Below are 25,815 nucleotides of genomic sequence, written 5' to 3'. Positions count from 1 at the left end.
TGCGATATAGGAAAACCAGCAGAAAACAAAGCGAACAATAAATAATTAGTGAGAAATTTTTTCACAGTAGTATAAATAATTTCTCACTTATATAATTTATTATTATCAACATAAAATACAAATAATACAACTATATTACCTGCATATTAAACCTATTATATCATGAAAAAACGACCTCTTAACTTATTCAAACCAATTGCTTTGGCGATTACCATTTGCTTGTTTTTTGCCATGACATCATGCAGGCAGGCTACTCAATTCGCGCAGGTAAAGTACACCGCTACCCAGGTTAACCATTGGCTCGACTCGGCTAAAACCGACAATTTTGTTTTTCAGTTTTACAGCCCCCAGGTTGATGATGTTAAAAAACCATACCAGCTTGTATCATATATTCTTGATACAGCAGGAGGCTATCTTAACCCGGTGCACCCCGACACGCTGGCTATTACAAAAGATACGCTTGTTAACTTAACCGGCCCCGTGGTTTTAGGCAATACGTACCTCACCAAAAAAGCTATTATAGCGATTATCTCAACCGATAGCGGAAAAAAACGTGATTATGACTTCCTGGTTTTTACACCTAAGATCATGGCCTCCAACCAACACCTTGTATACGCCATCAGCCTCATAAAAAACGGCGCATCTATTGATTACCGCGACTCAGACACCGGGGATGTTGATTCAAATCCATCACCTCCGGCAAAAATGTAATAGCGTTAAAAAAACTGTTGCAAAGTGGAACAGCTAATTAAAGGCATATCTGACTGGTCGGAGGTTTGGGCGCTGCTCATTCCCCTGGCCATTTCTTGTTTAAAGAAAAAACAGCCTGCTTTTAACAAACCTGTTGTTATATATTTATGGACTGCGTTGGCAATTAATGTAACTATTGACGCTATATGGAAGCTTAAAACAATTTTACCGCACCCATATAATACCAATAATTACCTGTATAACATACATTCTATAATCAGGGTGCTATTGTTCAGCTCGTTTTTTATAAAGCTAAACCAACAGTTTCTGTCGCGAACAAAAAGAATTGCACCATATATTTTTTTAGGGTTTGTGCTTATCAATTTCAGTTTTTACCAAAACTTTTTTGATTACGGGCAATTGAGTAGCAGATTACTATCATTTGAGGCAGTAATTATGATGTTTTATTGTATGCAGTATTACCTGTTTAAAATAACCGACGATGAAGAACCGGGTAAAAAACAGCCCGACTTTTGGATAGTAACCGGCCTGGGCATTTATTACACGGTAAACTTTTTCATTTTTCTGCTGTACAATGAACTCACCCTGCGCCTGCACAACTTTGCCATAAGCTTGTGGAACATCCACAATTTCACCTATACCATTTTATGTGTATTTATAGCGAAAGGGTTATATGAAACAAACGAATGACGATATCAGACTTCTGCTCTTTATGGGTATTGCGGTTATGCTTTCTTTATTCGCCAGTATATTGCTCATTTTTATATTTTTTCAGCGTAAAAAATACCAGTATCAGCAAAAAATACAAAAGCTGCATCAAACCCAGCAAAACCAGCTGATCGAAGCCGCTGTACGCAGCGAGGAAACAGAACGCCACCGCATTGCCGAAGAGCTGCATGATGAGGTGGGCGCCATTTTATCGGCATCAAAACTGCATTTACAAGGAGTAAAGATTAACGTTATTGATAAAAACAACGAGCCAAGGTATGAAAAAGGGCAGGAATTGCTTGATATGGCTATTAAACAGGTACGCGGAATTTCGCACAACCTGCATTCAAGTATCCTGAAAGAGTTTGGGTTAAATGAAGCTATCCGGCATTTTACCGAAAAAATAGCAAACAATGATCTCATATTTATTACTACCGATCTTGACGATTCATACACAAGCCAGGCCAATGAAAATGATATAAGCATATACCGCATGGTGCAGGAGTTAATGAACAATATACTTAAACACGCCAGGCCTAAAAAAATACACATCACATCAGTTTATAACCAGGATGCTTTGAACATCAGTATTTTTCATAATGGAAAAGGGTTAAGCCATGTACAATATGAAGAACTAAAGTTTAATAAGCAGGGCCTTGGCCTGAAGGCCATCCAAACCCGCATCATTTTGTTAAAAGGCGAAGTATCATTCAATCACAACCCCGGGGGATACTACATTAATATCAGCATCCCCCGAACAATTACTATTTAACCATTATAACACTTCAAAAACAAGGCGATGAAACCTATAAAAATTGCCATAGCCGATGACTACACCATATACAGGGATGGCCTGAAGATTGGCCTTACCCAGGATGAAAACCTGGAAGTAATACTTGAGGCAGCAGACGGTGAAGACTTAATAAAGGGTATTGAAACCAACATGCCTGATGTAATTATCATGGACCTCAAAATGCCTGTTATGGATGGTATGGAAGCTACCAAACTCATCAAAAAGACCTATCCGGATATAAAGATCTTAGTAGTGACCATGTACGATGACGAAAAGTTCGTGATCCATTTAATGGAGATTGGCGCTAACGGATACCTGCTAAAAAATGCCGAGGCAGAAGAGATTAGGAAAGCGATATATTCGGTACACGAAACAGGCTATTACTTTAACAGTATTGTAAGCAACGCACTGTTAAAAAAACTGGTGATAAAAGGCAACATCAAACCATCCTTTAAAGAGGGCGTTGAACTTACCGAACGGGAGCAGGACGTACTGAAACTGATTTGCGCCGAAAAAACAGCCAACGAAATGGGTAAGCAGCTTTTCCTTAGTCCGCGTTCGGTTGAAGGGATCAGGCAGCGCCTGATAGATAAGGTAGGCGTACGTAATACCGCCGGGCTGGTAATGTTTGCTGTAAAAAACGGAATAATCTGATACTTTTTTAAATTAGTGATACCATTTGTTATACTATTTTTTAAAATAAAACTCCATTTTTAAATAAACACACGAAATACACCCATACGAGAGACCACAAAAACAATCAATCTGTTTTTTTTATTCAATAAAAACATTTTTTATCAGGTTTAAAACCGTCAAAACCAACAATAAATAAAAATACATCAATTAAAATTCGCCACTTTGATAAAAAATACAATTTTCATTGATATTTTTACAACAAAACGCGGACTGATTGATAAATATTTGAATGAAAAGAAATATCCAGTGTGATAATCAAACCTGTCTTTTATGTAAAGGCTGTATAAAAGAGTGGCTGCCGGCAATTGCAGCCAACAAAAAAAACTTTAATGTAAAAAAAGGACAGGTTATTTTCAGTGAAGGCGACCCGGTGAAAGGAATTTACTTTGTTTATGAAGGCAATGTGAAAGTTCATAAAAAATGGGGGCCGGATAAAGAGCTTATTATTCGTTTTGCCAATAAGGGCGCTATTTTTGGCCACCGTGTACTGGGTAAACATGCTACCCACTACCCTATTTCGGCAACAGCTTTGGAAGCAGGCATTATATGCTACATTGATATGGAGTTTTTTGAGGCCACTTTAAAAGTAAACCCTCAGTTTACCTACCAGCTAATGTTATTTTTTGCGGACGAACTGCAGGAAGCCGAACGCAAAATGCGTAATCTTGCGCATATGCCGGTAAAGGGCCGTGTTGCCCAGGCACTCATAAGCCTCAAGAATCAGTTTGGCACAAACCCGGAAGGCCATATTGATGTAGAACTTACCCGGCAGGACCTCGCCTCATACGCCGGCGCCACTTACGAAACCGTTTTCAGGGTAGTTAATGAATTGATACAGGAAAAACTAATCAGCACCAACGGCAAAAAGATCAATATCACCAATCACGATAAGCTTTTCCTTTTAACGCAGGATGATGATTTGTAGAGGCGGATGTTTTCAAATTAAAATGAAAATCTAATTTAACCCTTTAAATGGATTTATAATTTTCAGTTGTGAGTCTATGATTTGACCATCATTCATATCTTCGGAATATAATATTGAACAATCTGACTCCAATGCTGATGCCAAAATTATTGAATCAAACATCTGAAAATCATATTTATTCATAATCTTCAACGCACGCAACATCATAGGTTCATTTACCGGAACATAAACACATTGCTGCAAATATGTTTTTATAAGATCAGCTACTTTATGCTTTGGAAATTTCCATCTCCGCAGGCAAACGTTAATAAACTCGCTTAGGTTCTGAGAACAAAAAAAAGGACTATCGGCAATTATCTGAATGGCTTCCGCCTGCTTTTCTGGATAAAAATCATCTAAGGCATAAAGCAGAACATTAGTATCAATAGCGATATTACTCATAATTATTAGCATCATCCCTATCAAACTTATACCCACCACTATTGAAAGAAAAGTTCTTTAGTCTGTCTTTCAAAAGGTCAACCCTTAAGTCTTTGGACTTAGTTTCTTTTTCAATTGATTCAGTTTCATCAACCGAAAATGCGATAATTTCAATCATCTTCCCAACCAGATCATCCGGCAACTCAAGCGTAAGACTTTTTTTGTTGGATTTTAATATTGTTCTTATCATAATACCAAATTTACAAAATTCAAGTAATCATTACGATAACGACAATCATTTTTAACATTCTAATAATTATCGGCAACTCAACCCTCACCCCGCCAAATTCCTTACCTCAACCGGCGATAATGATGTTTGCTTTTTGAAGAAGCTGGAAAAATGCGATAGCTGTTCAAAGCCCAGGCTATATGCTATCTCTGATATGTTCCAATCGGTTTGTTTAAGCAGGATGCGGGCTTCCTGGATGAGCCTGCCCGTTATATGCTCGGTTGTAGTTTTGCCTGTACTTTCTTTTAATACCTTATTAAGGTGATTACTATGAACAGCAAGCCTGTCGGCATAGTCTTTAGCTGTACGCAGGATAACCCTTTGATCGGGCGACGCTATTGGAAACTGCCTCTCCAGCAATTCAATAAACAGGGATGATACCCTTGCGGATGCATTATGATTATTACTGTAATTGGTAAGGGGCTGCAGTTTCTGACCATAGTGAATTAGCTCCAGCAAATAGTTCCTGATCAGGTCATACTTGTACAGGTAATCAGATGCTATTTCCTGTTGCATCTTTTTAAAAATGAGGGTGATCTCATCGGCCTGTTCATCTGTAAGCATAAACACCGGGCAACCTCCGGGACTAAAAACCGGTAACACATCTAACACCACACCGCTTTTCGATTGTACCATAAACTCATCGGTAAAAATGCAGAAATACCCGGATTGATCCATGTCCTGCGGCTTCCAGCTATAAGGGATTTTAGGCGAACCAAACACCAATGCATTCTTTTCAATATTGATAACCTTATCTGCATACTCAGCAATATTCCGGCCCCTCACCAGGTTTATCTTATAATATAACCTGCGATTGTAAGGCACGTGGGTAGGATCCTTCTTTATTTTAGCAATGATGTCGCTAAGGTTGAATACATTAAAATGCCCTATCTGTTTGTTGATATCAGCCGGAAGCAGGTCCCTTACTGTGCTATTGGTACGCTCGGCGGCGTCTTTATAGAAATCTTCTACTGTTACAGTTTTCATTTTGCTTTGATGGAACAACACAAACTTAATGATAACTATACCATTATTTGCTTCAGGTAAATGAGTTCTTACAAAACTCAAACAAAAGCTTGCAGCATATCAATACTTTATAGTTCCGAAAGGCGAAATGAATTAATACCTAACAAAAAGGTTATTTGAATTTGATAAATTTCATTAACAGATGACAAAAAAGAAGCCGCCTCATACTTCACTTATGAGGCGGCTTCTTTCTATGCAACACAGGTATTAATAACCTGGGTTTTGGTACATCTTAACAGGGTCAAGCTTGTACTCATCAAATGGAATAGGATAATAACGATCTTTAGTAGTAAAGTTCGCCAGCGAAGCCAAACCGAAATCAGTTTGCTTTTTGGCCTTGAAGTAAGCAACTAATTCGGCATCGTTAAAAGTGCGCAACAGATCATACCAGCGGTGGTGCTCAAAGGCAAGCTCAACGCGGCGCTCGTGTAAAATAGCCAGTTTTAATGTCGGGTATTTGGTAGCATAGTCACTGTTTGTCATTGATACCGCATAAGTTGGCATACCTGCACGTGTACGCACCTGGTCAAGCAAGCTTATAGCAGTAGCCTGATCGCCAAGATAATTATCAACTTCGGCCAATGAAAGTATCACATCAGCATAACGCATCAGGATCCAGTCGTTACCACCGTAGCCATTTATACCGGCGGCATTACTTATATCCCTAAATTTGGTTACAAACCAGTCTTTTACAGTAGGATCATTTGCAAATTTCACGGAGAAGGTCATACGCGGATCGCCTGTTTCATACTCATTAATCAAATCATGAGTAACGTTATAGCCCGCGCCTGTCGATTTTTTCTTACTATTAAGCGTATCGCCTTTTGCCTGAAAGTTAGCTGCTATTGATGAACTGTAATTAATATCACCCTGAATATTTACTATTTGGAAAATGAGTTCAGGACAGGTTGTTTTTTTAGCAACATCAAAAACATCGGTATAAGGAACACTCTTAAGCTCACCAAAAGTACGCATGTTATAAACATTGGTTAAGTATGTTTTGGCGTTAGTGAGATTAGTAGTACGATTGGCCTGATCCTGAGTGGTTGCCATAGTAAGATATACCTGGCCCAGCAAAAAGTTAGCAGCAGCTTTAGAAGCTCTGCCGGTTGAAGCCTGAAGGTTTGGAAGCGGGCTGTTATTGATAACATCCATCAAATCGGCTACTATTTGCTGATAAACAACGGCTTGCTTTTCGCGAAAAGTAGCTGCAGGCAAATCAGAATACCCCAATTGCTTGGTAACCAATGGTACATCTCCCCAAAGACGCACTAACTCAAAATAAGTAAACGCACGTAAAAACTTAGCTTCGGCAATGTACTGCTGTTTTACACTGTTATCCGGGAACGGCACAGCATCAATATGTGATAATACCACGTTTGCCCTGGTAACAGTACCATATAATGATACCCAGTGAGATTTCAGGTAAGTATTACTTGGAAGTATTGAAAAGTTACCAAACTGAAAAGGTTCCCCTGAGTTTGATTGGTTATCCTGAGTTCCTGTATCGTCAGAACGTTGATCTGTCCACAGATCGCTGCTTTCACCTACATTATTGCTACTGCGTAACGATTGATAGATACCGTTTACAGCTAACAACACATCATTAGGAGTTTTATAGCTTGCATCAACAGTTATAGCATTGGGGTCACTCTGATTTAAAAAGTCTTTTTTACAAGACGGGCTTATCGCCACAACAGCTGCAAGGCAGGCTATGGCTACAAATTTTTTATTCATCTCTATATCTCTTTAAAAAATTCATTAAAAAGTAACATTAACACCTAAGTTGTATGACCTAACCAGCGGGTAGGTACCATAATCGATGCCCGGAGCAAGATTGGCAGGCTGAGTGTTGTTTGAAGCAGCACCTGAATAATTATAGTCAACATCAGGGTTATAGCCTTTGTACTTGGTGATGGTAAATGCGTTTACAACACTGGCAAAAACGCGTGCTTTGCTCAGGCCTAAAGTTTGTTGTAAGAAGTTAGGCAAAGTATAACCTAAAGTAAGGTTGGTACAACGCAGATATGAGCCGCTTTGCAGGTAAAAAGTTGATAAACGGGTACTGTTACTTTGTGTGCCGGCACGTGAGGCACGATAAACCAAACCATTACCAGGATTGGCATCATTGCGGTAACGCTGAGCCACGTCGGCGTATTGATTACCAGATCCTTCCATGTTGTACAGGTAGTAATCCTGGCCATCAAGGATCTTGTTACCGTATGAGCCATTGAATGAAGCACCGAAGTCAAAACGTTTGTAAGTACTGTTAAGGGCGAAGCCGTAAGTAAATTTAGCATATGGCGAACCGATGATAGTTTTATCAGCATCGTTTACAACGCCATCTTTATTGGTATCAACAAACCAAAGATCGCCTATTTTGGCAGGATTGGTTTGAGAAGCTGATGGAGCGGTTTTACCAAAATTAGATGCATTGATCACGCCACCAACCTGGAAACCGTAGAACATACCAATAGGCTGGCCCTGAGTAGTTATGCTGGTAAGGTATGAACGCTCGGCACCGTTGATGATGAGGGTATTTTGGGCAGGCAGTTTAACTACTTTGTTGCGGTTTAATGAAATGTTACCGCTTGCACCTAAAGTGAAATCTTTGGTATTAATGATTTTACCATCTAACTGCAAATCAAAACCCGTGTTACGAATTTTTGAGTCGCGCAGGTTAGTTAAGATAGTAGTACTGCCAGATATTGCCGAAATAGGCTGATTATACAACAGATTGTACGAGTAACTTAAATAATAGTTGGCAATAACCTGTAAACGGCCGTTAAATAAACCGATATCGGCACCAAGGTTATATTGCGATGTGGTTTCCCAGCTTAATTTCGGATCTTTTAAACCGCCTGGATATGTTCCGGTAGCTATACTGCCATTTAACACAGCACCAACCGGGCTGGCCAGTGTTTGCGAGATAGCGTAATTAGGGATATTGAAGTTACCGCTTTTACCCCAGCTTGCGCGGATCTTAACCGTTGACTGATCACCAAGAAAATTGTGGTAGAAAGATTCGTCAGAAAGATTCCAGCCTGCTGCTACTGAAGGGAAGTAACCATACCTGTTTGTTAAACCAAAGCGAGATGAACCATCGGCACGGAATGATGCAGTTAAAAAATACTTACCGGCATAGTTGTAGTTTGCACGACCAAGGTACGACAGTAAAGTATAAGTACTTTTAGCAGCTGAGTTTAAGCTAAAGAAGGCCGCATCGGCACCTTTGCCTGAAATTTCGGGCACATAATCACTCTGAAAACCATTTGCCTTTACGCTGATGTAATCGCTGGTTGTTTTTTGTGCTGTATAACCGGCTAACGCATCAAAGTGATGTTTGCCAAATTGTTTGGTATAGTTTAAGGTAAACTCCGCCAATCTGTCAACGTTAATAAGGTTTGAAGCCTGTGCATTGGCTGCAAGTATTGACTGCTGAGATCCCGGAGGGAACGCACCGCTGCTTATTGTGGTTGGATAGTAGTAATCGTATTTTTCGGTATAGGTTTGTGTACCAAGATTGGTTTTAAAATTGAAACCCGGCAATATATTATATGTTACGTTGGCATTATAAGTACTACGGTAACCTTTTCTATTAATTTTAATACGCTCGGCAAGTGCTACAGGATTTTCGATACTCTGATAGCCGTACTGAGATGAACCGGCGGCTTCAACGTTTGTTTGTAAAGAACCATCAGCATTATAAGCAGGCAGGTAAGGCATATAAATCAAGGCGCCAAGGATTGGGCTATGGTCAAAGCGGCCTTCCTGTGTTTCCTGGTTGGTATTTTGAGTATAGGCTATGTTTGCACCGATATGGATACGTTTGCTGACATCGCCATCAATATTTGTACGAAAGTTAACACGCTGCTGACCGGTTGATTGAATAATACCCGGTTGGTTTTGATACGCACCGCTTACATAATAACGAATACCATTAGAAGCTCCTGAGAACGACAAAGTGTGTTTCTGGAAAAACGTGTTGCGGTATAATTCATCCTGCCAATCGGTATGTACTGTTTGTTTAATAGGGGTTTGTGAAGCAAAATCATATAAGCCATTGGGAATGCTCACACTACCCGAATTACCTACATTAGTAACACGTGTTGCGTTGTTATCAGAGTACATGGCATCGTTCCAGCTATGGCCTGAATTAACCCAAAGGTCATGATAAGCATTATTACGACCATCTATTACCAGTAAAGCGGCCTGATCGGCATCAAGTAATTTTACTTTGTGTGCCAGCTGGTCAACGCCGGTCTGTACATCATATTCAAAACGGCCTTTACCTTCTTTACCTTTTTTGGTAGTAATCAATACTACACCGCCCGATGCACGTGAACCATAGATGGCGGCAGATGCAGCATCTTTCAAAATGTCGATGCTTTCGACATCATCAGGGTTAATGAATATATCATTACCGGCAGGGTAACCGTCAATTACATATAAGGGATCAGAGCTGGCGTTGAATGAGCCAACGCCCCTTACCCTTATTTTAGTGCTTGTATATGGTGCACCGCTGGTTTGCGATACTTGTACACCTGATACTTTACCGGCAAGTGCCTGGCCAAGCGAAGGAGCAGAAAGGTTCAGATCACTGGCTTTTACGCTGGCGATAGAACCGGTAACATCGCTTTTACGGATAGACTGATAACCGATGGCTACAACCTCGTTAAGCATGTTTGCTTTTGGTTTCATTTTAACGTTAATGGTTGATGAACCGCCAACTGTTATTTCCTGCTGATCATAACCAATAAAGTTGAAAATAAGCACGGCGCCTTCTTCGGCCGAGATAGTATATTTACCGTTTGTGTTAGTTGCAGTACCCTTATCAGTACCTTTAATCCGAACCGATACGCCGGGCAAAGGAAGGTTAGTTTCGTCGGTAACAGTACCGGTAATTTGCTTTGCGGCGTCATATACTATATTTTTTGCCGAAGCGTTTGAGATAAAAGGTTTTAGCAAAACCAGTAAAAACAATACAGGAATTAAAAAAAACCTGCTCAAAAGATTTGGATTAATCTTTTTATTCATATTTTTAAAATTGATTGTTGAAAGAAATGACTTAAAGCCTTGGACCGCTTTTGAGTTATTTGACAATTATCCCGGACCAGGTGAGTGTTAGCGCATTCACCGGTTCTTAGTTTTATCGCCGAGCTCGATGTTAAGTTGAAGTTAATGTTACATAGGCGATTATTTTTAAAGATGTGAGCAAAAGATTAATAATTTAATAATTATTATTGCGTTATCATTAAATAATATTAATATAAAGTTATCAATATTGTAATAATGACAGCAAAGCTAAACCTGCTATCTTAACCAAAGGATACCTTAGTGTTAAATTTACATTAACAAAAAATAAAAAAACACCTGCCTGTTTGCAGGCATTTTTACTTTAGCCTGCTACCAGGAAGTACTGGTAAAATTCACGTTATTTTTGCGTGATGAGGTTACGGCTATCCCCTTTTCATCACTGCCAAGCAATGAAAACCCTTCCAGTTCATCACCCCTGTCAATACCATCAACCTGGCTTAGTACCACCTGCTTACCGGCTTCTATTGATTTTTTAAGATCAACATAGGTAAACCGCCATTGCCTGCCCTCAAGCTTATTCTGAATCAGCACTAAAACACCTTTATCAGCCTTCCAATACAGGTTTTGTACCCAGGGCGTACATGTAAACTTTTTATAAAGTACGCCGGGCTCTTTAGTGCTTTTAGCTTTGGCCAGCTTTTCGGGGTCATACAAGCGTACTTCGTTGCCATGATCGCCATAATCGGCAGTGGCTACATACCACTTATTATTATATTTTACATATTCCGGACGCGTGCCCTGGATGCAGGCATCATCCTCAATGGTATTAATTAAGTTACCGTCAAGCGTTCCGGTTTTAAGCAGGCCTTTCCAGTTTACATTATAAATCACGGCTCTCCATTGGCTTCCTGCAGCATTCAAACGAATGGAATTACCTATAAAAGTTGGCCCTTTATCATTATTATAAGCTATGCCGGTTGGGTGATTAATAACATCCTGCCCGTTTTGGGTTAGCTTATATTCTTTATGCTGATAAACCAGGCTGTCATGATCCAGCTTAAATTCGCGGATCATCCCTACCTCCCTGTCACCATATAAAAATACACGACCGTTTTGATAAGAAATCCCCTGGCAAGCGCCTAAAGAATCGATGGTTATGGCGCGGTCAAGTTTATGATCAATTGTCCCGGTGGTAATACTGCCAATCCCTAAAACAGCAGCTACTATAGTTAAAGTAAGTTTTTGCATGAGTTAATTATTAACGAGGGTCAAGTGGTTCATCAGGATCAATTTGTTTCGCTTCTTCAACCGGGTAATATTCAACTTCGGTTTCAGAATTGCGCTTAGCCAGTTTGTAAGGCACATAGTTCAGTTCCTTTTGGCAGCGGGTATCCATATTCATGATAAAATCGGTTTGTGATTTATCAGTTACCACAATGCCGGGCTTATCGGCGGGGATGCCATATTTATAAAGAAGCCTTGCGCTGTTACGCATATTGGTAGTGGTATGGCGTGCATGCGGTTCAATGATGATCACATTTTCAGGAATGTGAAGGGTTTTCATTAAATAAACCTTCATTTCTTCCGCTTCATTATACTTTGTTTTATAAGGATGCACTTTACCGCCTGATACAATAATAAACGGCGCTTTGCCCGCCTTATATTCCTGTACCGCCAGCCTGCAGCGCAGCATCCCCTCCCCGCTCAGCGGCGATGTTAAATTATCAGGGCCAGCGCCGGGCACGAGGATATTTGAATAAGGATAACCGCCCCATTTAATGGTTTTGATACGGGTTACGGCAGCTTTGTTTGCGTTTAGCTCCATCGGCTCATAATTAGCAGGGTCCTGCCTTTCGTTGATCTGCAGATAAAGCAGTGCTGCCTGCATAGCCGGTTCAAAAAACAGCTTTGTTCCTTTAATATCACCAATTAACGTAGCACTGGCATCATACATCAGCGTATAATATGCCCTCGCTTTAACATTATAGCTAATAGAATCTATTTGCGGATAGTTAGGCTTTTTGCCTTCAGCATAAACACCAATAGTATAGTTGATACTCCAAGCATCCTGCTCCCATGCCTTCACAAGCAATTGCTCCGGCGATAGTTTTTTATACAAACTGTATTGCCCCGATGGGATCAGCTTTGATTTAACCAGCTTATCAAGCGAGTTACCTGCCTTATACAAAGCCATAAGTCGCTCACTTACCGATTTGATATCTTCATCAGTCAGTTTTACGGCAGCTGTTAAACATGATGCATCTTTACAATCGGTGAAGGAACTACTTAGGGCACTTAGTTTTTTTTGTGTAAGCTGTGCCAGTCCGGGATCATTTTTAAGTAAAGCGCTTACTTCGGCATCCTGTTCAAATAAAGTCAGCAGTCCGTAGTTTTTAGTCTTTACATAATCTGTCGGGGTATTTTTGACGGGGGCTTGTGCAAAGGCGCTTAAACCACCCCATCCAAGCATTGTTAGTAGCAGGAGTTTTTTCATTGAGCTGTTTTTTAACAAGGCGCAAATAACGCCTAAGCAGATAAACTCAAAGTTAACTACCGGTAACTTTCCTCTTACAAAACAGGCCTAATTTTGATTTAAATTAAGATATACCATCTTTAGGACAAAATAATCCATGTCAATTTTGATATTTGTAAAAGCTGATAAATATCCCAAACTTCATCTATGGAAAATGCTGCCTTATTAAAAGCCATTATTGAAAATGCTATCGACGGCATTATTACTATTGATGAACGGGGGATCATAGAATCCATTAACCCATCGGCCTGCAAACTTTTTCAATACGAGCCTAACGAAGTTATCGGCAAAAACGTGTCGATATTAATGCCCCAGCCTTATAAGCAGGAGCATGATCATTATATCAATCGATATCAAACTACCGGTAAGCCACATATCATTGGTATAGGCCGCGAAGTAACAGGCTTGCGCAGGGACGGCACTCAATTCCCGTTCAGACTTGGGGTTAGCGACGTAAATTTTTCGGGCCGTAAAATATATGCCGGTTTTATACACGACCTTAGCCGTGAGAAGGAAGCAGAAGACAAGCTAAAGGAATATGCATCACACCTGGAGGAAGTGGTAGAGGAGCGCACCCTCTCCTTAAAACAATCTGTTCTTGAACTGCAAAAAGCAAAAGAAGAAGTGAGTCAGTCCCTCGAAAAAGAGAAAGAACTGGGGCAATTGAAAAGCCGCTTTGTATCCATGGCATCACATGAGTTTCGTACGCCTTTAAGCGCGGTTCAGTTATCAGCCTCACTTATTGATAAATATGCCGAGCCTTTGCACAGCCCGCAGATCAGCAAGCATGTTGGTAAAATCAAAAATGCCGTTGGCAACCTTACCACCATTCTGAACGATTTTCTCTCGCTCGAAAAACTGGAAGCGGGGCGTGTTGAACCATCATATACCAGGTTTGACCTGGTTAAACTGGCGGAGGAAATAACCGAAGAAATGCAGATTATGGCCAAGCAAAATCAAAATATCCTTTATCAGCATACAGGTACGGATAGTATGGCTTATCTTGATATTAACCTGCTTAAAAACTGCATTATCAATCTCATCACTAACGCCATCAAATATTCGGGCGAGGACAGCTTTATTGAATTTAGTACTGAAATAAATGCATCCGGCTGTTCTATTACTGTAAAAGATAACGGCATAGGCATTCCCGAAAGCGATCAAAAGCATTTATTCGAGGCATTTTTCAGGGCTCATAATACAGGTAATATCCCCGGCACCGGTTTGGGCCTTAACATTGTGGCCCGGTATGCCGCCCTTATGAACGGCCGGGTTGATTTTCAGAGCAACGTAAACGAAGGCACTTTATTCACCATTTTATTTCCAGCCTTATGAGCCAAAAGATCCTGATCATTGAAGATAATAACGATATCCGCGAAAATGTAGTTGAAATACTGGAGCTGGCCGGTTATACTGTATTTGAGGCAGATAATGGTAAAAAAGGCGTTGAACTGGCCATTAAAAACCTGCCCGATGTAATACTTTGCGATATCATGATGCCCGAGCTTGACGGCTATGGGGTTTTATTTATGCTGAATAAAAACCCCGAAACAGCCGCTATTCCTTTTATATTTTTAACCGCCAGGGCCGAACGGATTGACCAGCGCAAAGGCATGGAAATGGGGGCCGATGATTACCTCACCAAGCCTTTCGACGATATTGAACTGATGAATGCCATTGAAAGCAGGCTGCGAAAAAAAACCGCACAACAAAGCTTTTATAGCCAGTCGCTGGAGAGCTTAAGCTCCATCGTATCAAAAAACAACGGCCTTGCCGAGTTAAAGCGCATTATCAGCGACCGAAAGGCACGCCTGTTTAAAAAAGACCAGGTAATTTACTACGATGGTGATAAAGGGAATGGCTTGTACCTGATACTAAAAGGCCGGGTTAAAACCGTTAAGCTGGCAAACGATGGCCGTGAACTGATGACTGCCATACACGCAGCTGAAGAGTACCTGGGGGTGAATGCCATGCTCTCGAACGAGGCCTATACAGACACTGCAACTGCAATGGAGGACAGCCAGCTGTGCCTGATCCCGAAAGACCAACTGGATAACCTCCTCAATTTATATCCTGATATTGCCCGCGAATTTATCAAACTACTCTCCAATCATATCCGCGACCGGGAAGAACAATTATTGCAGCTTGCCTACAACTCAGTACGGAAAAGGATGGCCGATACTCTGATGCGCCTGCATAAACAGCAGGGTGGAGACTTCAAAATTTCGCGCGAAGATCTTGCGGCCATGGCCGGCATAGCAACCGAAACCGTAAGCCGTACCCTTACCGATTTTAAAGATGAAAACCTCATTGATAAAAAAGGAAGCCAGATCACCGTGCTCTCGCCCGAGCGGCTGGCCAAAATGAAGAACTGACCGCCGTCATTTTTAGATGATCGTTGCTCATTCTCTCAGCAATGGCTTGATTACAACGAACCATTTGCACCCCTGGTGCAACTATTTCTGTATCAACACCAACAACTCCTGTGGCGTTTCATAAATTGTGCCTTTGTAACTGAGTGCTTTAACGCCAACGCACACGGTATCAACGGCTTTAGTAGTATGGGTAATATAGATCTTCCCACGCACATCAGGTTCGATGCCTTCACTTACCATCTTCATACCGGTTAGCAACTGCATTACACTATCAATGCCCGGCTTTTTATCAAAATATTTTTCTTTCCCTTCGGGGAAGTAATAATCAAACTTATCGCAGCTGATCCTGAACTGGGTTTCGCGGCCAAGTTCGGTGAATTTAAATTTGATGGTTTGGACATCATCGGCCGGGCTGGTTTTGCTTTTGCAGGCCGCAAATGACAGTGCTGCAAGGAAAATAAGTTTATAACTTTTCATTATCGGTTCGATATTACGGTTCCAATAAAGTTAAGGTGTTTACCAATAGAATAAAAGCCGATATAAAAATCTATAAAAACTCCCACTTTAGGGCCGGGGGGGGCAATTACTTCAACTCATCCAAAACCCTGAACATTTTCTCCTTTATACCCCGGCCCGGTCCGCTGAAATTATTAATCATAATAGAAAAACAAAGCTCACGCCCGTTTTTGGTTTGATAACCGGCATAGCACAACACGTTGTTGATACTACCGCTTTTCATCTTCATATCATTATAAACCGGCAAACTTGTATAAAAATCGGGAAACCAGCTTTCTTTTTTTGCCGATTGCAGGATGCGGGCCAGCGTTAACGTAGTTACCCTATCGCCGGGCGAAAGGCCGCTGCCATCGTAAATATTCATACTCCTCGTATCTATCCCTTTGGCTGCCCAAAACTTTTGTACCTCATCCACCCCATTTGCGGTTGTAGGCTTGCGGCCCTGTTTCCAGGCTATAGTTTTAAGTAACTGTTCAGCGTAAAGGTTGATACTTTTCTGGTTAAGCCAGTAAACTATTTTGCTTAAAGTTGGTGATGATATAGTTGCCAGATTTTTTGAGATAGCAGGTAAAGGCAGGTTTTTAGCATTCAAAGTAGCGGCTGATTCCGGCTCATTACCGATAATGATACCTAAGCTCCTCAGCGTATCATTAAGCCGTAACGCAGCATCATAAGCGGCATCAGGGATGGCAGCCGAAATGCTTTTCTTGTCCTGGTCAATGGCGTAGGTGCCGCGCAGATATATTACCTTACTGCCAACTGGTAAAAAGGCATAGGCATTATCGCCTGATCCGGCAGAACCATTTGTCAACTCGCTTTTAAATGCAAGGTATGGCATCAGCGGAACAGTGCGGGATACGCCAACCGGGTTACCAACCGCACCGGTACGAAGCTTGATATCAAACTGATTTTCGCGCCAGCAAAGCCCGGATGTTCCTGCTCCGTAATAGTTGCCGATATCCTGCCAGATCCAGCCTTCGGGGATAGATTGCGTACCGAAGATGCTGTCATCACCAATAATACGGCCGTTAATTTTTTTGATACCGGCTTTTTGCAGGGCATCGGCCATAAGGGCTAATACATGGCCCTCTTTGGTTTGTTCATATCGCCAACTGCCCAGGGTTGGGTCGCCGGCGCCTTTAATGATGATATCGCCGGTCAGGATGCCGTCGGCACTAATCTCTCCGGAATAACCTAATTGTGTTTGATATTGAAAATCGGGGCCTAAAACATTAAATGCAGTAATACTGGTAATGGTTTTAAGCGTTGAAGCGGTAGCCAAACCCATGTTAGGGTTACCGCCAAATATCTGCTCCCCGGTTTTGGCATCAAGTACAGTTAACGATACTGAAGCATAGCTGCACTGGCTATCGGCCTGTAAACGGTTAAAAGCATTTGATATCCTTTGCTGAAGCGTTTGCGCCGTAACATATCCACCTATAAATAAAAAACTAATTACCAGTAAGTGCCTCATCCTGTTTCTTAACGTTCCGCTGCGAAATATAATATATTGGTACGCCAATCAATACAATAATTAAGCCCGGCCAGGTAAACTGGGGCTTGTAAATGATCAACAATACGCAAAATATCAATCCCATTATTATGTATATAGCAGGCAAAACCGGGTATCCCAGTGCTTTATAAGGGCGCTCGGCATTTGGCTGTTTAGTCCGTAGAATATAAATACCAAAAATAGTGAGCACATAAAAAATCACTACCACAAATGAGATCATATCTAACAGATCGCCGTAGCGGCCGCTTAAACAAAGTACCGATGCTACTGCTGCCTGGATCCATAACCCAAACTCTGGCACGCCAAATTTATTTAACTCACCTGTTTGTTTAAAGAATAACCCATCTTTTGCCATGGTATAATAAACCCTCGCTCCAGAAAGTATCAAGCCGTTATTGCAGCCAAAAGTTGATATCATGATCATAACAGCAATGATATAAGTGCCGAGATTACCAAATATGATATGCGATGCAGCTACGGCAACACGATCTTTATCGGCAGTGGCTATATCATGCATCGACAGTACGCCAGTGTAAGCAACGTTGGCCGATACATAAATGATGGTAACGATCAAAGTCCCTAAACCAAGACTTAAGGCAACATCCCTTTTAGGGTTCTTCATTTCACCGGCTATAAAAGTCACGCTGTTCCAGGCATCACTGCTGAATATCGAACCTACCATCGAAGCTGCAATAGCCCCCATGGCGGCAGCAAGGGTAAGACTAACAGTTGTATTATCCGCTTTAAGGTTATGAATATCCCAGGCGTTACTCCAGTTGGCATGCCATATTTCGGGCTTTAGCGCAACAAAACCAAATATGATCAAACCAAACAAACTTAAAAGCTTGGTAAGCGTGAATGTGGTTTGGATAAGTTTACCACTTTTTACCCCTTTGGTATTGATGTAGGTAAGTAGTACGATAATGAAAATTGACATCAGCTGTGCCGCGCTGATCTTTAAGAAACCGAGTTGAAAAAGAATGTTCTCCTCGCTAAGAGGGCGAAATATATAAGCAGCAAACTTGCTGAAAGCCACCCCTACGGCGGCAATGGTGCCTGTTTGGATCACCGCAAAAAAACTCCATCCGTATAAAAACGCGATGAGCTTATTATAAGCTTCCTTTAAATACACATACTGCCCGCCGGCTTTGGGAAACATGCCGCTTAATTCGCCATAGCTTAAGGCGGCAGTGAGGGTCATAAAACCGGTGATAACCCAGATGGCTATCAGCCAGCCGGCAGAGCCAACATTACGGGTAATATCTGCACTAACAATAAAAATACCTGAGCCTATCATGGAGCCCGATACCAGCATGGTACCGTCCAGCAAGCTAAGCTCATGTTTCATTTTGGGCTGCGATGAGTTTTTCGCCATATATGTTTTAGGGTTTAAATCTCTAAACTATTCAAAAAACTTTAATATTAACGATCACTATAGTAAATAAATAAAATTACTATTTTGCAATCACCAATTATTAAACACTGCTAAAACCAAGTAGTACTACTTATTAAACCAAACTTGTGATATGGATTTTCTGAACAATTATTTAATTTATTTAATTCCTGTTTTTGGACTTATCGGGATCCTCGTTATGGCCGTTAAAGCCGCCTGGGTTACCAAACAAAACGCCGGTGACGGTGACATGGCCACACTTGCAGGCTATATTGCCGATGGCGCTATGGCCTTTTTACGTGCCGAATGGAAAATATTAGGCGGTTTTGTGGTAGTTGCCGGTATTTTGCTGGCCTGGTCGGGCACAACGGTTGCCAGCTCAAGTCCGGTTATTGCCATATCATTTGTGATAGGCGCATTTCTATCAGCCTTTGCAGGTTACCTGGGGATGCGCATCGCTACCAAAGCTAACGTACGCACTACACAGGCCGCACGTACCAGTTTAGCACAAGCATTAAAGGTTTCATTTACCGGCGGAACAGTAATGGGCTTGGGTGTTGCCGGTTTGGCTATTATTGGTTTAGGATCGCTTTTTATTGTTTTTTACCAGGTTTATGTTGTTAAAGTAGCGGGCAGTACCGTTAACGGCGAGGCCATGGCAAAAGCCCTTGATGTTTTAGCAGGTTTTTCATTAGGTGCAGAATCTATAGCATTATTTGCCCGTGTTGGCGGCGGGATCTACACCAAAGCAGCCGACGTAGGCGCCGACCTGGTAGGTAAAGTTGAAGCCGGCATTCCTGAAGATGATGTTCGTAACCCCGCCACCATTGCTGATAACGTAGGTGATAACGTAGGTGACGTTGCCGGTATGGGCGCAGACCTTTTTGGCTCATATGTAGCCACCATGCTGGCTACCATGGTACTGGGCCGGGAAATTGTATCACATGATAATTTCGGTGGCATTGCCCCGGTATTGTTACCAATGGTGATTGCCGGTTTAGGATTAATATTTTCCATTGTTGGCGCATCTCTTGTGAAAATTAAAAATGAAACCGATAGCGTACAAAATGCTCTGAATATTGGCAACTGGGCCTCAATTGTATTAACGGCTATAGCTACCTATTTTGTTGTACAATGGATGTTGCCATCGGGCGAATTTCATATGGTACGTGACGAAGTTAATGGTGTTGTAAAAACAGGAATAATACCTTTCACCAAAAATGGTGTTTTCGGATCGATATTGGTTGGTCTGGTAGTAGGCACTTTAATGTCGATTATTACTGAATATTACACAGCCATGGGTAAACGCCCGGTATTGAGTATTATCAGGCAATCGTCAACCGGTCACGCTACCAATATTATCGGCGGCCTATCGGTAGGTATGGAATCAACTGTGCTGCCTATCCTTGTTTTGGCATCGGGTATTTATGGTTCATATTATTTTGCCGGTTTATACGGTGTTGCTATCGCTGCTGCCGGTATGATGGCAACTACAGCTATGCAACTGGCTATCGACGCTTTCGGGCCAATTGCAGATAATGCCGGTGGTATTGCCGAAATGAGCCGCCTGCCCGAAGAAGTACGCCATCGTACCGATAACCTGGATGCTGTTGGTAACACTACAGCTGCTACAGGTAAAGGTTTTGCTATTGCTTCGGCAGCGTTAACGTCATTAGCCTTATTTGCGGCTTTTGTGGGTGTTGCAGGTATTGAACATATTGATATTTATAAAGCTAACGTACTGGCCGGCCTGTTTGTTGGCGGAATGATTCCGTTCATTTTTTCTGCCTTAGCTATCGCTGCGGTGGGCAGGGCAGCCATGGCCATGGTAGAAGAAGTTAGGCGCCAATTCCGCGAAATTCCAGGCATCATGACCTATGAAGGTAAACCCGAATACGAAAAATGCGTAGCCATATCTACCAAAGCATCTATCCGCGAAATGGTTGCCCCTGGTTTAATCGCATTGATCACCCCTATCATCATCGGTTTTGCCTTTGGCCCCGAAGTGTTAGGCGGCTTGCTGGCAGGTGTTACCGTATCGGGCGTGTTGATGGGAATTTTCCAGAGCAATGCAGGTGGTGCATGGGACAATGCAAAAAAATCATTCGAGAAAGGCTGCGATATCAATGGCGAGATCTTCTACAAAAAATCGGAACCACACAAAGCATCAGTAACAGGTGATACCGTAGGTGATCCGTTTAAAGATACTTCAGGCCCATCTATGAATATCCTCATTAAATTAATGTCGATAGTTTCATTGGTTATTGCCCCACACCTGAATAGCCATCCGGCTCCAACCAGCGCCAGCATTCAAAAAGAGATGAATAAACAACCCATGAGCATCCACGTGGTTGTTAAATCAGAGAAAAGTGTCTAATAGTTTTTATATTTAATGAAAGAGCCGCCTGTTGAGGGCGGCTTTTTTTTGTCTGAACCTGGATTTATACGATTTGCCGGATTATTGGAATTTATTATAAGAACGGGCCCGCGGACGACAGATTTGAGATATGGACGTGAGATTTGAGATAAACCCTCTATTTAACATAATCCCTTTCACCTTTCACCTTTCACCTTTCACCTTTCACCTTTCACCTTTCACCTTTCACCTGCATTCCAAAATATCCCCCGGCTGGCAATCAAGGGCCTTACATATTGCTTCGAGGGTTTCAAAACGGATGGCTTTTGCTTTTCCGGTTTTCAGGATGGAAAGGTTTGATATGGTGATCCCTACCCTGTCGCTCAGCTCATTTAATGACATTTTGCGCTTTGCCATCATTACATCCAAATTAATAATTATGCCCATAACTTAGATATTACAGTTAATAATAAGTATAAACCCAATTTCAATTACTTCAATAGCCACACAGCAGATATTATCATTATTAATCTCAATATCTCTATTTATAATTATATCTTTTAGCTATTTTCATTCGGCCCTTATTTTTGCGAAATGACACTTCCCCGATAGCGCCCTGTAATATTGGTCCGCATCTTTTAGTGCCATCTGTTGTCTCTATTCCATCACGTATCATATCTTAAAACCCTGCTGTACGTCGGCAGCCATATATTGAAAGATAAACAAATCAAATACTATTTAAACAAGCCTTTAAACGGTACGTACCTTTTTCATTACACTATGATATTAAATCCATTTCAAACAAAAACAATATTTATTAAATAACAAAACAAATTCATCGTTTTACGATAAATTTTATCTGCAATTCGTAAAGTAAAAAATTAAAATATAAAATTTGACACTGGTATTGCTATTTCTGATTTATATGTTTTATTTTAGAAACAAAATATTAGCTTTGCACGTTCTATTCAGAATATAACGAATAGAGAGGTTTATTAAATAGATGAGACAACTCAAAATAACGCAATCCATTACCAATCGCGAATCGCAATCGCTTGATAAATATCTGCACGAGATTGGTAAGGTAGACCTGATAACCGCCGAAGAAGAAGTAATTTTAGCCCAAAAGATCCGCGAGGGCGACCAGGCGGCATTGGAGCGTTTAACCAAAACTAACCTTCGCTTTGTTGTATCTGTTGCTAAACAATACCAAAACCAGGGCCTCACACTGGGCGATTTAATCAACGAGGGCAACCTCGGCCTGATTAAAGCCGCTAAGCGTTTTGATGAAACCAAAGGCTTTAAATTTATATCCTATGCTGTATGGTGGATCCGCCAGTCGATATTGCAGGCCATTGCCGAGCAATCGCGTATTGTGCGTTTACCGCTCAACCAGGTAGGTTCCTTAAGTAAGATCAGCAAAGCTTTTTCAAAGCTTGAACAGGAGTACGAGCGCGAACCATCGCCCGAAGAACTTGCTGATATATTGGAGACCACTGTTGATAAGATCTCCGACACACTAAGTAACTCGGGCCGCCATGTATCAATGGATGCACCGTTTGTACAGGGCGAAGAGAATACATTGCTTGATGTACTGGAAAACCAGGAACCAAACACCGATTCGATCCTGATCAATGAATCATTATCTGAAGAGATCAAACGTTCACTGTCGACCTTAACTGAACGCGAGCGCGAAATCATTGTATTGTTCTTTGGATTAGGAACTAACCACCCGCTTTCATTAGAGGAAATTGGCGAGAAATTCAACCTAACCCGCGAACGGGTACGCCAGATCAAAGATAAGGCACTGCAGCGCCTGCGCCATACCTCAAGAAGCAAGATACTGAAATCATACTTAGGTTAATCAAAAAATCTAAAGGAGATATTAAAAGAGGCTGTCTCAAAAGTCAGAGAACAGCCTCTTTTTCTTTAATTTATTCGGGTAGGTGGTGGAGTAAGTTTTCGTATAGACGATTCTCAAGGGCTCGATTTTGCTTTTGAGACTGCCTCTTTTTTGTTGGTTTATTTGGTTAGCTGCTATGCAATAACCGCCCCCCCCCCGATGACTTAATGACGATTTATCAAAATGACTTAATGACTAATAATAAGCCGCCTGTCAAAACTAAAAGGTTCTCTTTTTAAAAGCTTTACATCAAATGCATCGGGATGCAAGGGATTGAGCAGGTAATTATATTCGGCAGGGACAATTGATGAGGGTACTTTCATTAATAAATACTCCTGCTTTTTAAGGAAAGTGTCGCCAAGTTGGCGCAAAATCACCGGGCCGGATATATCACGCCAGTCTTCAGGTAATTGCTCAGCCTCCACAGTGATTATTTCACTATCCGGCACTTCAATTTCGGTTAGGCAATAATTACCCGGAATTACCAGCGGATCCAAATGTACCAGCACCTCCAGCACCGCTAACGATCTGGATGAAGCAAGATAAAGCATCGGCTTCCCCTCGCTGTTCCATCGTCCGCCATACAATCGCGCCCCGGTGCCGCTCAGGTCGGCGGCGTAGTTACATTTAGTAATACGATAAAGGATCATCAGGCAAAAATACCGTGCTCGATACGGCCAAGTTCTTTAAAAACCATATCAAAACCGGCAGACGTATCTAAAATGGTTACCGGAGCCTCGCCCCTGAAAACCACCGAGGGTGTTTTGATCCAGATCTTGAATTTATCCATCGATTCAAAAACCTCCTCGCCACGGGTATAAAGCCGTGCAAGCTCAATAGCCTTTTCGGCATATTCGGTTTTGATGATGGCATCATCTTCGTAGCGCTGCAAGGTACGCTCGGAGATATGCAGTATATTGGCAAGCTCCTGGATATTAAGAGAGATTTTTTTAGCGAATGAAAGTAAAGCACCTTTAGCAAACCCTTTACGCGCCAGGCTGATGATATCAAAATCAGAAGATGCTTTTACCTGTTTTGAGCCATTCAATAAGCTATAAAACGAAGGCATAGCTCCCTGAACAACATAAGCTGCCATGGGTTCATTAACCTCGTTTTTAGTATCCGGCTTTGATTTATATGACATATGTACAAATATAATTACCATTTGTCGCATTTACAAATATAAACCAACAAAAAAAGCGATAGATTTTAGCCTATCGCTTCTTGTGTCATTAGGTCATTGTTCATTAAGTCATTGCAATGCTAATGGCTTAATGACGCCAAAGGCTAATGAAATAATAACTTAATTTATTCTGCAACTATCAAAAAATAGTTCTTTTTACCTTTTTGTGCTACAATAAATTTACCGCCAATTAGTGCATTATTATTATATACATCATCAGCAGTACCTATCTTAACTTTATTGATAGCTACACCTCCACCTTGTATCATCTTTTTAGCCTCTCCTTTTGAGGCAAAAACGGAGGTTTTAGCAGCTAAGAGATCAGCAGCATTAATGCCCTGCTCCAGTTCACTTAATGCTATATTATAATTAGGTACGCCGGCAAATAAGTCTAACACTTCCGCATCATTAAGCTCATTTAAAAACTCAATCCCGATATTCCCAAATAAAAACTCAGATGATTTGATAGCCTTTTCGTACTCAGCTTCGCCATGCACACGGATGGTGATATCCTTAGCCAATGCTTTTTGCAATACACGCGTGTGTGGTGCGGCATCATGCTCAACCTCCATTGCTTCAATAACTTCACGATCAAGCAAAGTAAAAATGCGGATGTATGATTTAGCGTCAACATCTGTAGTATTTAACCAAAACTGGTAAAACTGATAAGGCGAAGTACGCTCGGCATCAAGCCAAACTGCTCCGCTTTCGGTTTTTCCAAACTTGGTGCCGTCGGCTTTTTTTATCAGGTTAGTAGTTAGGGCAAAAGCCTCCCCGCTGTCTTTACGACGGATCAGCTCAGTACCGGTAACAATGTTGCCCCACTGATCGCTGCCGCCCATTTGCAATGAGCAGTTATGGTGTTTCCACAAGTAGTAAAAATCGTAGCCCTGTACCAATTGGTAAGTAAACTCGGTGAATGACATGCCGGTATCACCTTCCAATCGTTTCTTTACCGAATCCTTGGCCATCATATAATTTACCGTAATGTGTTTGCCCACATCGCGGATAAAATCAAGAAAAGTAAAATTTTTGAACCAGTCGTAATTGTTCACCATTTCGGCACTGTTGGCTCCGGTGTTAAAATCCAGGAAACGGGTAAGCTGTTTTTTTACCGCCTCCAGGTTATGCTGCAGCACATCCTCTGATAACAAATTACGCTCGGCCGACTTGCCCGAGGGGTCACCCACCATACCGGTAGCACCGCCAACCAAAGCATAAGGTTTATGGCCTGCGCGCTGAAAGTGGATCAGGGTCATGATCTGGGTAAGGTGACCAACGTGCAATGAATCGGCAGTTGGATCAAAGCCGATATACCCCGAAGCCATACCTTTATTTAACATATCCTCGGTTCCGGGCATTTCGGTATGCAGCATGCCGCGCCAGCGTAATTCTTCAACAAAGTTCATATCAAGTTCTGTTTCAAAAAGGTGCAAAT

The 25,815-nt window shown here is 41.5% G+C and carries 23 protein-coding genes; 9 read left to right on the top strand and 14 right to left on the bottom strand.

The window, feature by feature from the left end; all coding sequences use genetic code 11:
* Nucleotides 1-162: 162 nt before the first annotated feature.
* The 5 genes from SNE26_RS02040 (at nt 163) to SNE26_RS02020 (ending at nt 3,833) form a co-directional block, all read left to right on the top strand.
* Entirely contained in the window at nt 163-711 is a 549-nt protein-coding gene (locus tag SNE26_RS02040; RefSeq protein WP_321557717.1) for a hypothetical protein, read from the top strand.
* Between the two features lie 24 nt (nt 712-735).
* The gene (locus tag SNE26_RS02035; protein ID WP_321557716.1) at nt 736-1,401 is read left to right on the top strand and encodes a hypothetical protein; all 666 of its coding nucleotides are present in this window, start codon (nt 736-738) and stop codon (nt 1,399-1,401) included.
* Nucleotides 1,385-2,191, top strand: coding sequence for a histidine kinase (locus tag SNE26_RS02030; protein ID WP_321557715.1), 807 nt, complete (start codon nt 1,385-1,387; stop codon nt 2,189-2,191). Before SNE26_RS02035 ends, SNE26_RS02030 begins: the two co-directional genes overlap by 17 nt.
* A gap of 27 nt (nt 2,192-2,218) precedes the next feature.
* On the top strand, nt 2,219-2,866 hold the full coding sequence (locus SNE26_RS02025; protein WP_321557714.1) for a response regulator transcription factor: 648 nt from the start codon (nt 2,219-2,221) through the stop codon (nt 2,864-2,866).
* 271 nt (nt 2,867-3,137) lie between these two features.
* On the top strand, nt 3,138-3,833 hold the full coding sequence (locus SNE26_RS02020; RefSeq protein WP_321557713.1) for a Crp/Fnr family transcriptional regulator: 696 nt from the start codon (nt 3,138-3,140) through the stop codon (nt 3,831-3,833).
* Nucleotides 3,834-3,863: 30 nt separating this feature from the next.
* Here SNE26_RS02020 and SNE26_RS02015 read toward each other — a convergent pair whose 3' ends face one another.
* The 7 genes from SNE26_RS02015 to SNE26_RS01985 form a co-directional block, all read right to left on the bottom strand.
* Nucleotides 3,864-4,274 carry a PIN domain-containing protein gene (locus tag SNE26_RS02015; RefSeq protein ID WP_321557712.1) on the bottom strand — a complete coding sequence of 137 codons (411 nt, stop codon included), beginning with the start codon at nt 4,272-4,274 and terminating at the stop codon, nt 3,864-3,866.
* On the bottom strand, nt 4,267-4,503 hold the full coding sequence (locus tag SNE26_RS02010) for a hypothetical protein (RefSeq protein WP_321557711.1): 237 nt from the start codon (nt 4,501-4,503) through the stop codon (nt 4,267-4,269). Before SNE26_RS02010 ends, SNE26_RS02015 begins: the two co-directional genes overlap by 8 nt.
* 84 nt (nt 4,504-4,587) lie before the next feature.
* The gene (locus SNE26_RS02005) at nt 4,588-5,529 is read right to left on the bottom strand and encodes a helix-turn-helix transcriptional regulator (RefSeq protein WP_321557710.1); all 942 of its coding nucleotides are present in this window, start codon (nt 5,527-5,529) and stop codon (nt 4,588-4,590) included.
* Between the two features lie 246 nt (nt 5,530-5,775).
* Entirely contained in the window at nt 5,776-7,305 is a 1,530-nt protein-coding gene (locus tag SNE26_RS02000) for a RagB/SusD family nutrient uptake outer membrane protein (protein WP_321557709.1), read from the bottom strand.
* A 24-nt stretch (nt 7,306-7,329) separates the two neighbouring features.
* Nucleotides 7,330-10,605 (bottom strand): TonB-dependent receptor, encoded by a 3,276-nt coding sequence (locus tag SNE26_RS01995; protein ID WP_321557708.1) that lies wholly within the window; start codon nt 10,603-10,605, stop codon nt 7,330-7,332.
* 369 nt (nt 10,606-10,974) lie between these two features.
* Nucleotides 10,975-11,853 carry a hypothetical protein gene (locus tag SNE26_RS01990; protein ID WP_321557707.1) on the bottom strand — a complete coding sequence of 293 codons (879 nt, stop codon included), beginning with the start codon at nt 11,851-11,853 and terminating at the stop codon, nt 10,975-10,977.
* Nucleotides 11,854-11,863: 10 nt separating this feature from the next.
* A complete protein-coding gene (locus SNE26_RS01985) occupies nt 11,864-13,099 on the bottom strand; it encodes a YdcF family protein (RefSeq protein ID WP_321557706.1) in 1,236 nt (411 codons plus the stop codon).
* 186 nt (nt 13,100-13,285) lie between these two features.
* Between SNE26_RS01985 and SNE26_RS01980 the strand changes: the two genes are divergently transcribed.
* Entirely contained in the window at nt 13,286-14,473 is a 1,188-nt protein-coding gene (locus tag SNE26_RS01980) for a PAS domain-containing sensor histidine kinase (RefSeq protein WP_321557705.1), read from the top strand.
* A complete protein-coding gene (locus tag SNE26_RS01975) occupies nt 14,470-15,513 on the top strand; it encodes a response regulator (protein ID WP_321557704.1) in 1,044 nt (347 codons plus the stop codon). Before SNE26_RS01980 ends, SNE26_RS01975 begins: the two co-directional genes overlap by 4 nt.
* Before the next feature lie 81 nt (nt 15,514-15,594).
* On the opposite strand, the gene SNE26_RS01970 is transcribed toward SNE26_RS01975, so the two are convergent.
* The 3 genes from SNE26_RS01970 to SNE26_RS01960 all read right to left on the bottom strand — a co-directional run bounded on the left by SNE26_RS01970 (nt 15,595) and on the right by SNE26_RS01960 (nt 18,917).
* The gene (locus SNE26_RS01970; protein WP_321557703.1) at nt 15,595-15,990 is read right to left on the bottom strand and encodes a hypothetical protein; all 396 of its coding nucleotides are present in this window, start codon (nt 15,988-15,990) and stop codon (nt 15,595-15,597) included.
* A 106-nt stretch (nt 15,991-16,096) separates the two neighbouring features.
* Nucleotides 16,097-17,503: a D-alanyl-D-alanine carboxypeptidase/D-alanyl-D-alanine-endopeptidase gene (gene dacB, locus SNE26_RS01965; protein ID WP_321557702.1), complete on the bottom strand. Its 1,407-nt coding sequence runs from the start codon at nt 17,501-17,503 to the stop codon at nt 16,097-16,099.
* Nucleotides 17,481-18,917 (bottom strand): amino acid permease, encoded by a 1,437-nt coding sequence (locus SNE26_RS01960; protein ID WP_321557701.1) that lies wholly within the window; start codon nt 18,915-18,917, stop codon nt 17,481-17,483. The genes dacB and SNE26_RS01960 overlap by 23 nt, the downstream gene beginning before the upstream one ends.
* A 151-nt stretch (nt 18,918-19,068) precedes the next feature.
* Here SNE26_RS01960 and SNE26_RS01955 point away from each other — a divergent pair, with 151 nt between their 5' ends.
* Complete coding sequence (locus tag SNE26_RS01955; protein ID WP_321557700.1) at nt 19,069-21,312, top strand: sodium-translocating pyrophosphatase; 2,244 nt, start codon at nt 19,069-19,071, stop codon at nt 21,310-21,312.
* 225 nt (nt 21,313-21,537) lie between these two features.
* Here the strand turns inward: SNE26_RS01955 and SNE26_RS01950 are convergent, their stop codons facing one another.
* Nucleotides 21,538-21,738: a helix-turn-helix transcriptional regulator gene (locus SNE26_RS01950; protein ID WP_321557699.1), complete on the bottom strand. Its 201-nt coding sequence runs from the start codon at nt 21,736-21,738 to the stop codon at nt 21,538-21,540.
* Between the two features lie 556 nt (nt 21,739-22,294).
* Between SNE26_RS01950 and SNE26_RS01945 the strand changes: the two genes are divergently transcribed.
* On the top strand, nt 22,295-23,155 hold the full coding sequence (locus SNE26_RS01945; RefSeq protein ID WP_090466905.1) for an RNA polymerase sigma factor RpoD/SigA: 861 nt from the start codon (nt 22,295-22,297) through the stop codon (nt 23,153-23,155).
* A 227-nt stretch (nt 23,156-23,382) separates the two neighbouring features.
* Here the strand turns inward: SNE26_RS01945 and SNE26_RS01940 are convergent, their stop codons facing one another.
* From SNE26_RS01940 to tyrS, 3 genes are all read right to left on the bottom strand, one after another.
* Nucleotides 23,383-23,844, bottom strand: coding sequence for an RES family NAD+ phosphorylase (locus SNE26_RS01940; protein WP_321557698.1), 462 nt, complete (start codon nt 23,842-23,844; stop codon nt 23,383-23,385).
* Complete coding sequence (locus SNE26_RS01935; RefSeq protein WP_321557697.1) at nt 23,844-24,338, bottom strand: antitoxin Xre/MbcA/ParS toxin-binding domain-containing protein; 495 nt, start codon at nt 24,336-24,338, stop codon at nt 23,844-23,846. Before SNE26_RS01935 ends, SNE26_RS01940 begins: the two co-directional genes overlap by 1 nt.
* Before the next feature lie 164 nt (nt 24,339-24,502).
* Entirely contained in the window at nt 24,503-25,786 is a 1,284-nt protein-coding gene (gene tyrS, locus SNE26_RS01930) for a tyrosine--tRNA ligase (protein WP_321557696.1), read from the bottom strand.
* Nucleotides 25,787-25,815: the final 29 nt, after the last annotated feature.

The organism is Mucilaginibacter sp. cycad4 (genome assembly GCF_034263275.1).
In the GTDB taxonomy this organism is placed as follows: Bacteria; Bacteroidota; Bacteroidia; order Sphingobacteriales; family Sphingobacteriaceae; genus Mucilaginibacter.
The sequence above is the reverse complement of the archived record's forward strand: the minus strand, read 5'-3'. Positions and strand labels throughout refer to the sequence as shown.

Bases quoted from the DNA above. Each gene is read 5' to 3' on its own strand.
- SNE26_RS01980 (WP_321557705.1), top strand. From the start codon at position 13,286: ATGGAAAATGCTGCCTTATTAAAAGCCATTATTGAAAATGCTATCGAC.
- SNE26_RS02020 (WP_321557713.1), top strand. From the start codon at position 3,138: ATGAAAAGAAATATCCAGTGTGATAATCAAACCTGTCTTTTATGTAAA.
- dacB (WP_321557702.1), bottom strand. From the start codon at position 17,503: ATGAGGCACTTACTGGTAATTAGTTTTTTATTTATAGGTGGATATGTT.
- SNE26_RS02025 (WP_321557714.1), top strand. From the start codon at position 2,219: ATGAAACCTATAAAAATTGCCATAGCCGATGACTACACCATATACAGG.
- SNE26_RS01940 (WP_321557698.1), bottom strand. From the start codon at position 23,844: ATGATCCTTTATCGTATTACTAAATGTAACTACGCCGCCGACCTGAGC.
- SNE26_RS01960 (WP_321557701.1), bottom strand. From the start codon at position 18,917: ATGGCGAAAAACTCATCGCAGCCCAAAATGAAACATGAGCTTAGCTTG.
- SNE26_RS01935 (WP_321557697.1), bottom strand. From the start codon at position 24,338: ATGTCATATAAATCAAAGCCGGATACTAAAAACGAGGTTAATGAACCC.
- SNE26_RS01950 (WP_321557699.1), bottom strand. From the start codon at position 21,738: ATGGGCATAATTATTAATTTGGATGTAATGATGGCAAAGCGCAAAATG.
- SNE26_RS01970 (WP_321557703.1), bottom strand. From the start codon at position 15,990: ATGAAAAGTTATAAACTTATTTTCCTTGCAGCACTGTCATTTGCGGCC.
- SNE26_RS01985 (WP_321557706.1), bottom strand. From the start codon at position 13,099: ATGAAAAAACTCCTGCTACTAACAATGCTTGGATGGGGTGGTTTAAGC.
- SNE26_RS02030 (WP_321557715.1), top strand. From the start codon at position 1,385: ATGAAACAAACGAATGACGATATCAGACTTCTGCTCTTTATGGGTATT.
- SNE26_RS02040 (WP_321557717.1), top strand. From the start codon at position 163: ATGAAAAAACGACCTCTTAACTTATTCAAACCAATTGCTTTGGCGATT.
- SNE26_RS01945 (WP_090466905.1), top strand. From the start codon at position 22,295: ATGAGACAACTCAAAATAACGCAATCCATTACCAATCGCGAATCGCAA.
- SNE26_RS02015 (WP_321557712.1), bottom strand. From the start codon at position 4,274: ATGAGTAATATCGCTATTGATACTAATGTTCTGCTTTATGCCTTAGAT.
- SNE26_RS01975 (WP_321557704.1), top strand. From the start codon at position 14,470: ATGAGCCAAAAGATCCTGATCATTGAAGATAATAACGATATCCGCGAA.
- SNE26_RS02000 (WP_321557709.1), bottom strand. From the start codon at position 7,305: ATGAATAAAAAATTTGTAGCCATAGCCTGCCTTGCAGCTGTTGTGGCG.
- tyrS (WP_321557696.1), bottom strand. From the start codon at position 25,786: ATGAACTTTGTTGAAGAATTACGCTGGCGCGGCATGCTGCATACCGAA.
- SNE26_RS02010 (WP_321557711.1), bottom strand. From the start codon at position 4,503: ATGATAAGAACAATATTAAAATCCAACAAAAAAAGTCTTACGCTTGAG.
- SNE26_RS01995 (WP_321557708.1), bottom strand. From the start codon at position 10,605: ATGAATAAAAAGATTAATCCAAATCTTTTGAGCAGGTTTTTTTTAATT.
- SNE26_RS01990 (WP_321557707.1), bottom strand. From the start codon at position 11,853: ATGCAAAAACTTACTTTAACTATAGTAGCTGCTGTTTTAGGGATTGGC.
- SNE26_RS01955 (WP_321557700.1), top strand. From the start codon at position 19,069: ATGGATTTTCTGAACAATTATTTAATTTATTTAATTCCTGTTTTTGGA.
- SNE26_RS02005 (WP_321557710.1), bottom strand. From the start codon at position 5,529: ATGAAAACTGTAACAGTAGAAGATTTCTATAAAGACGCCGCCGAGCGT.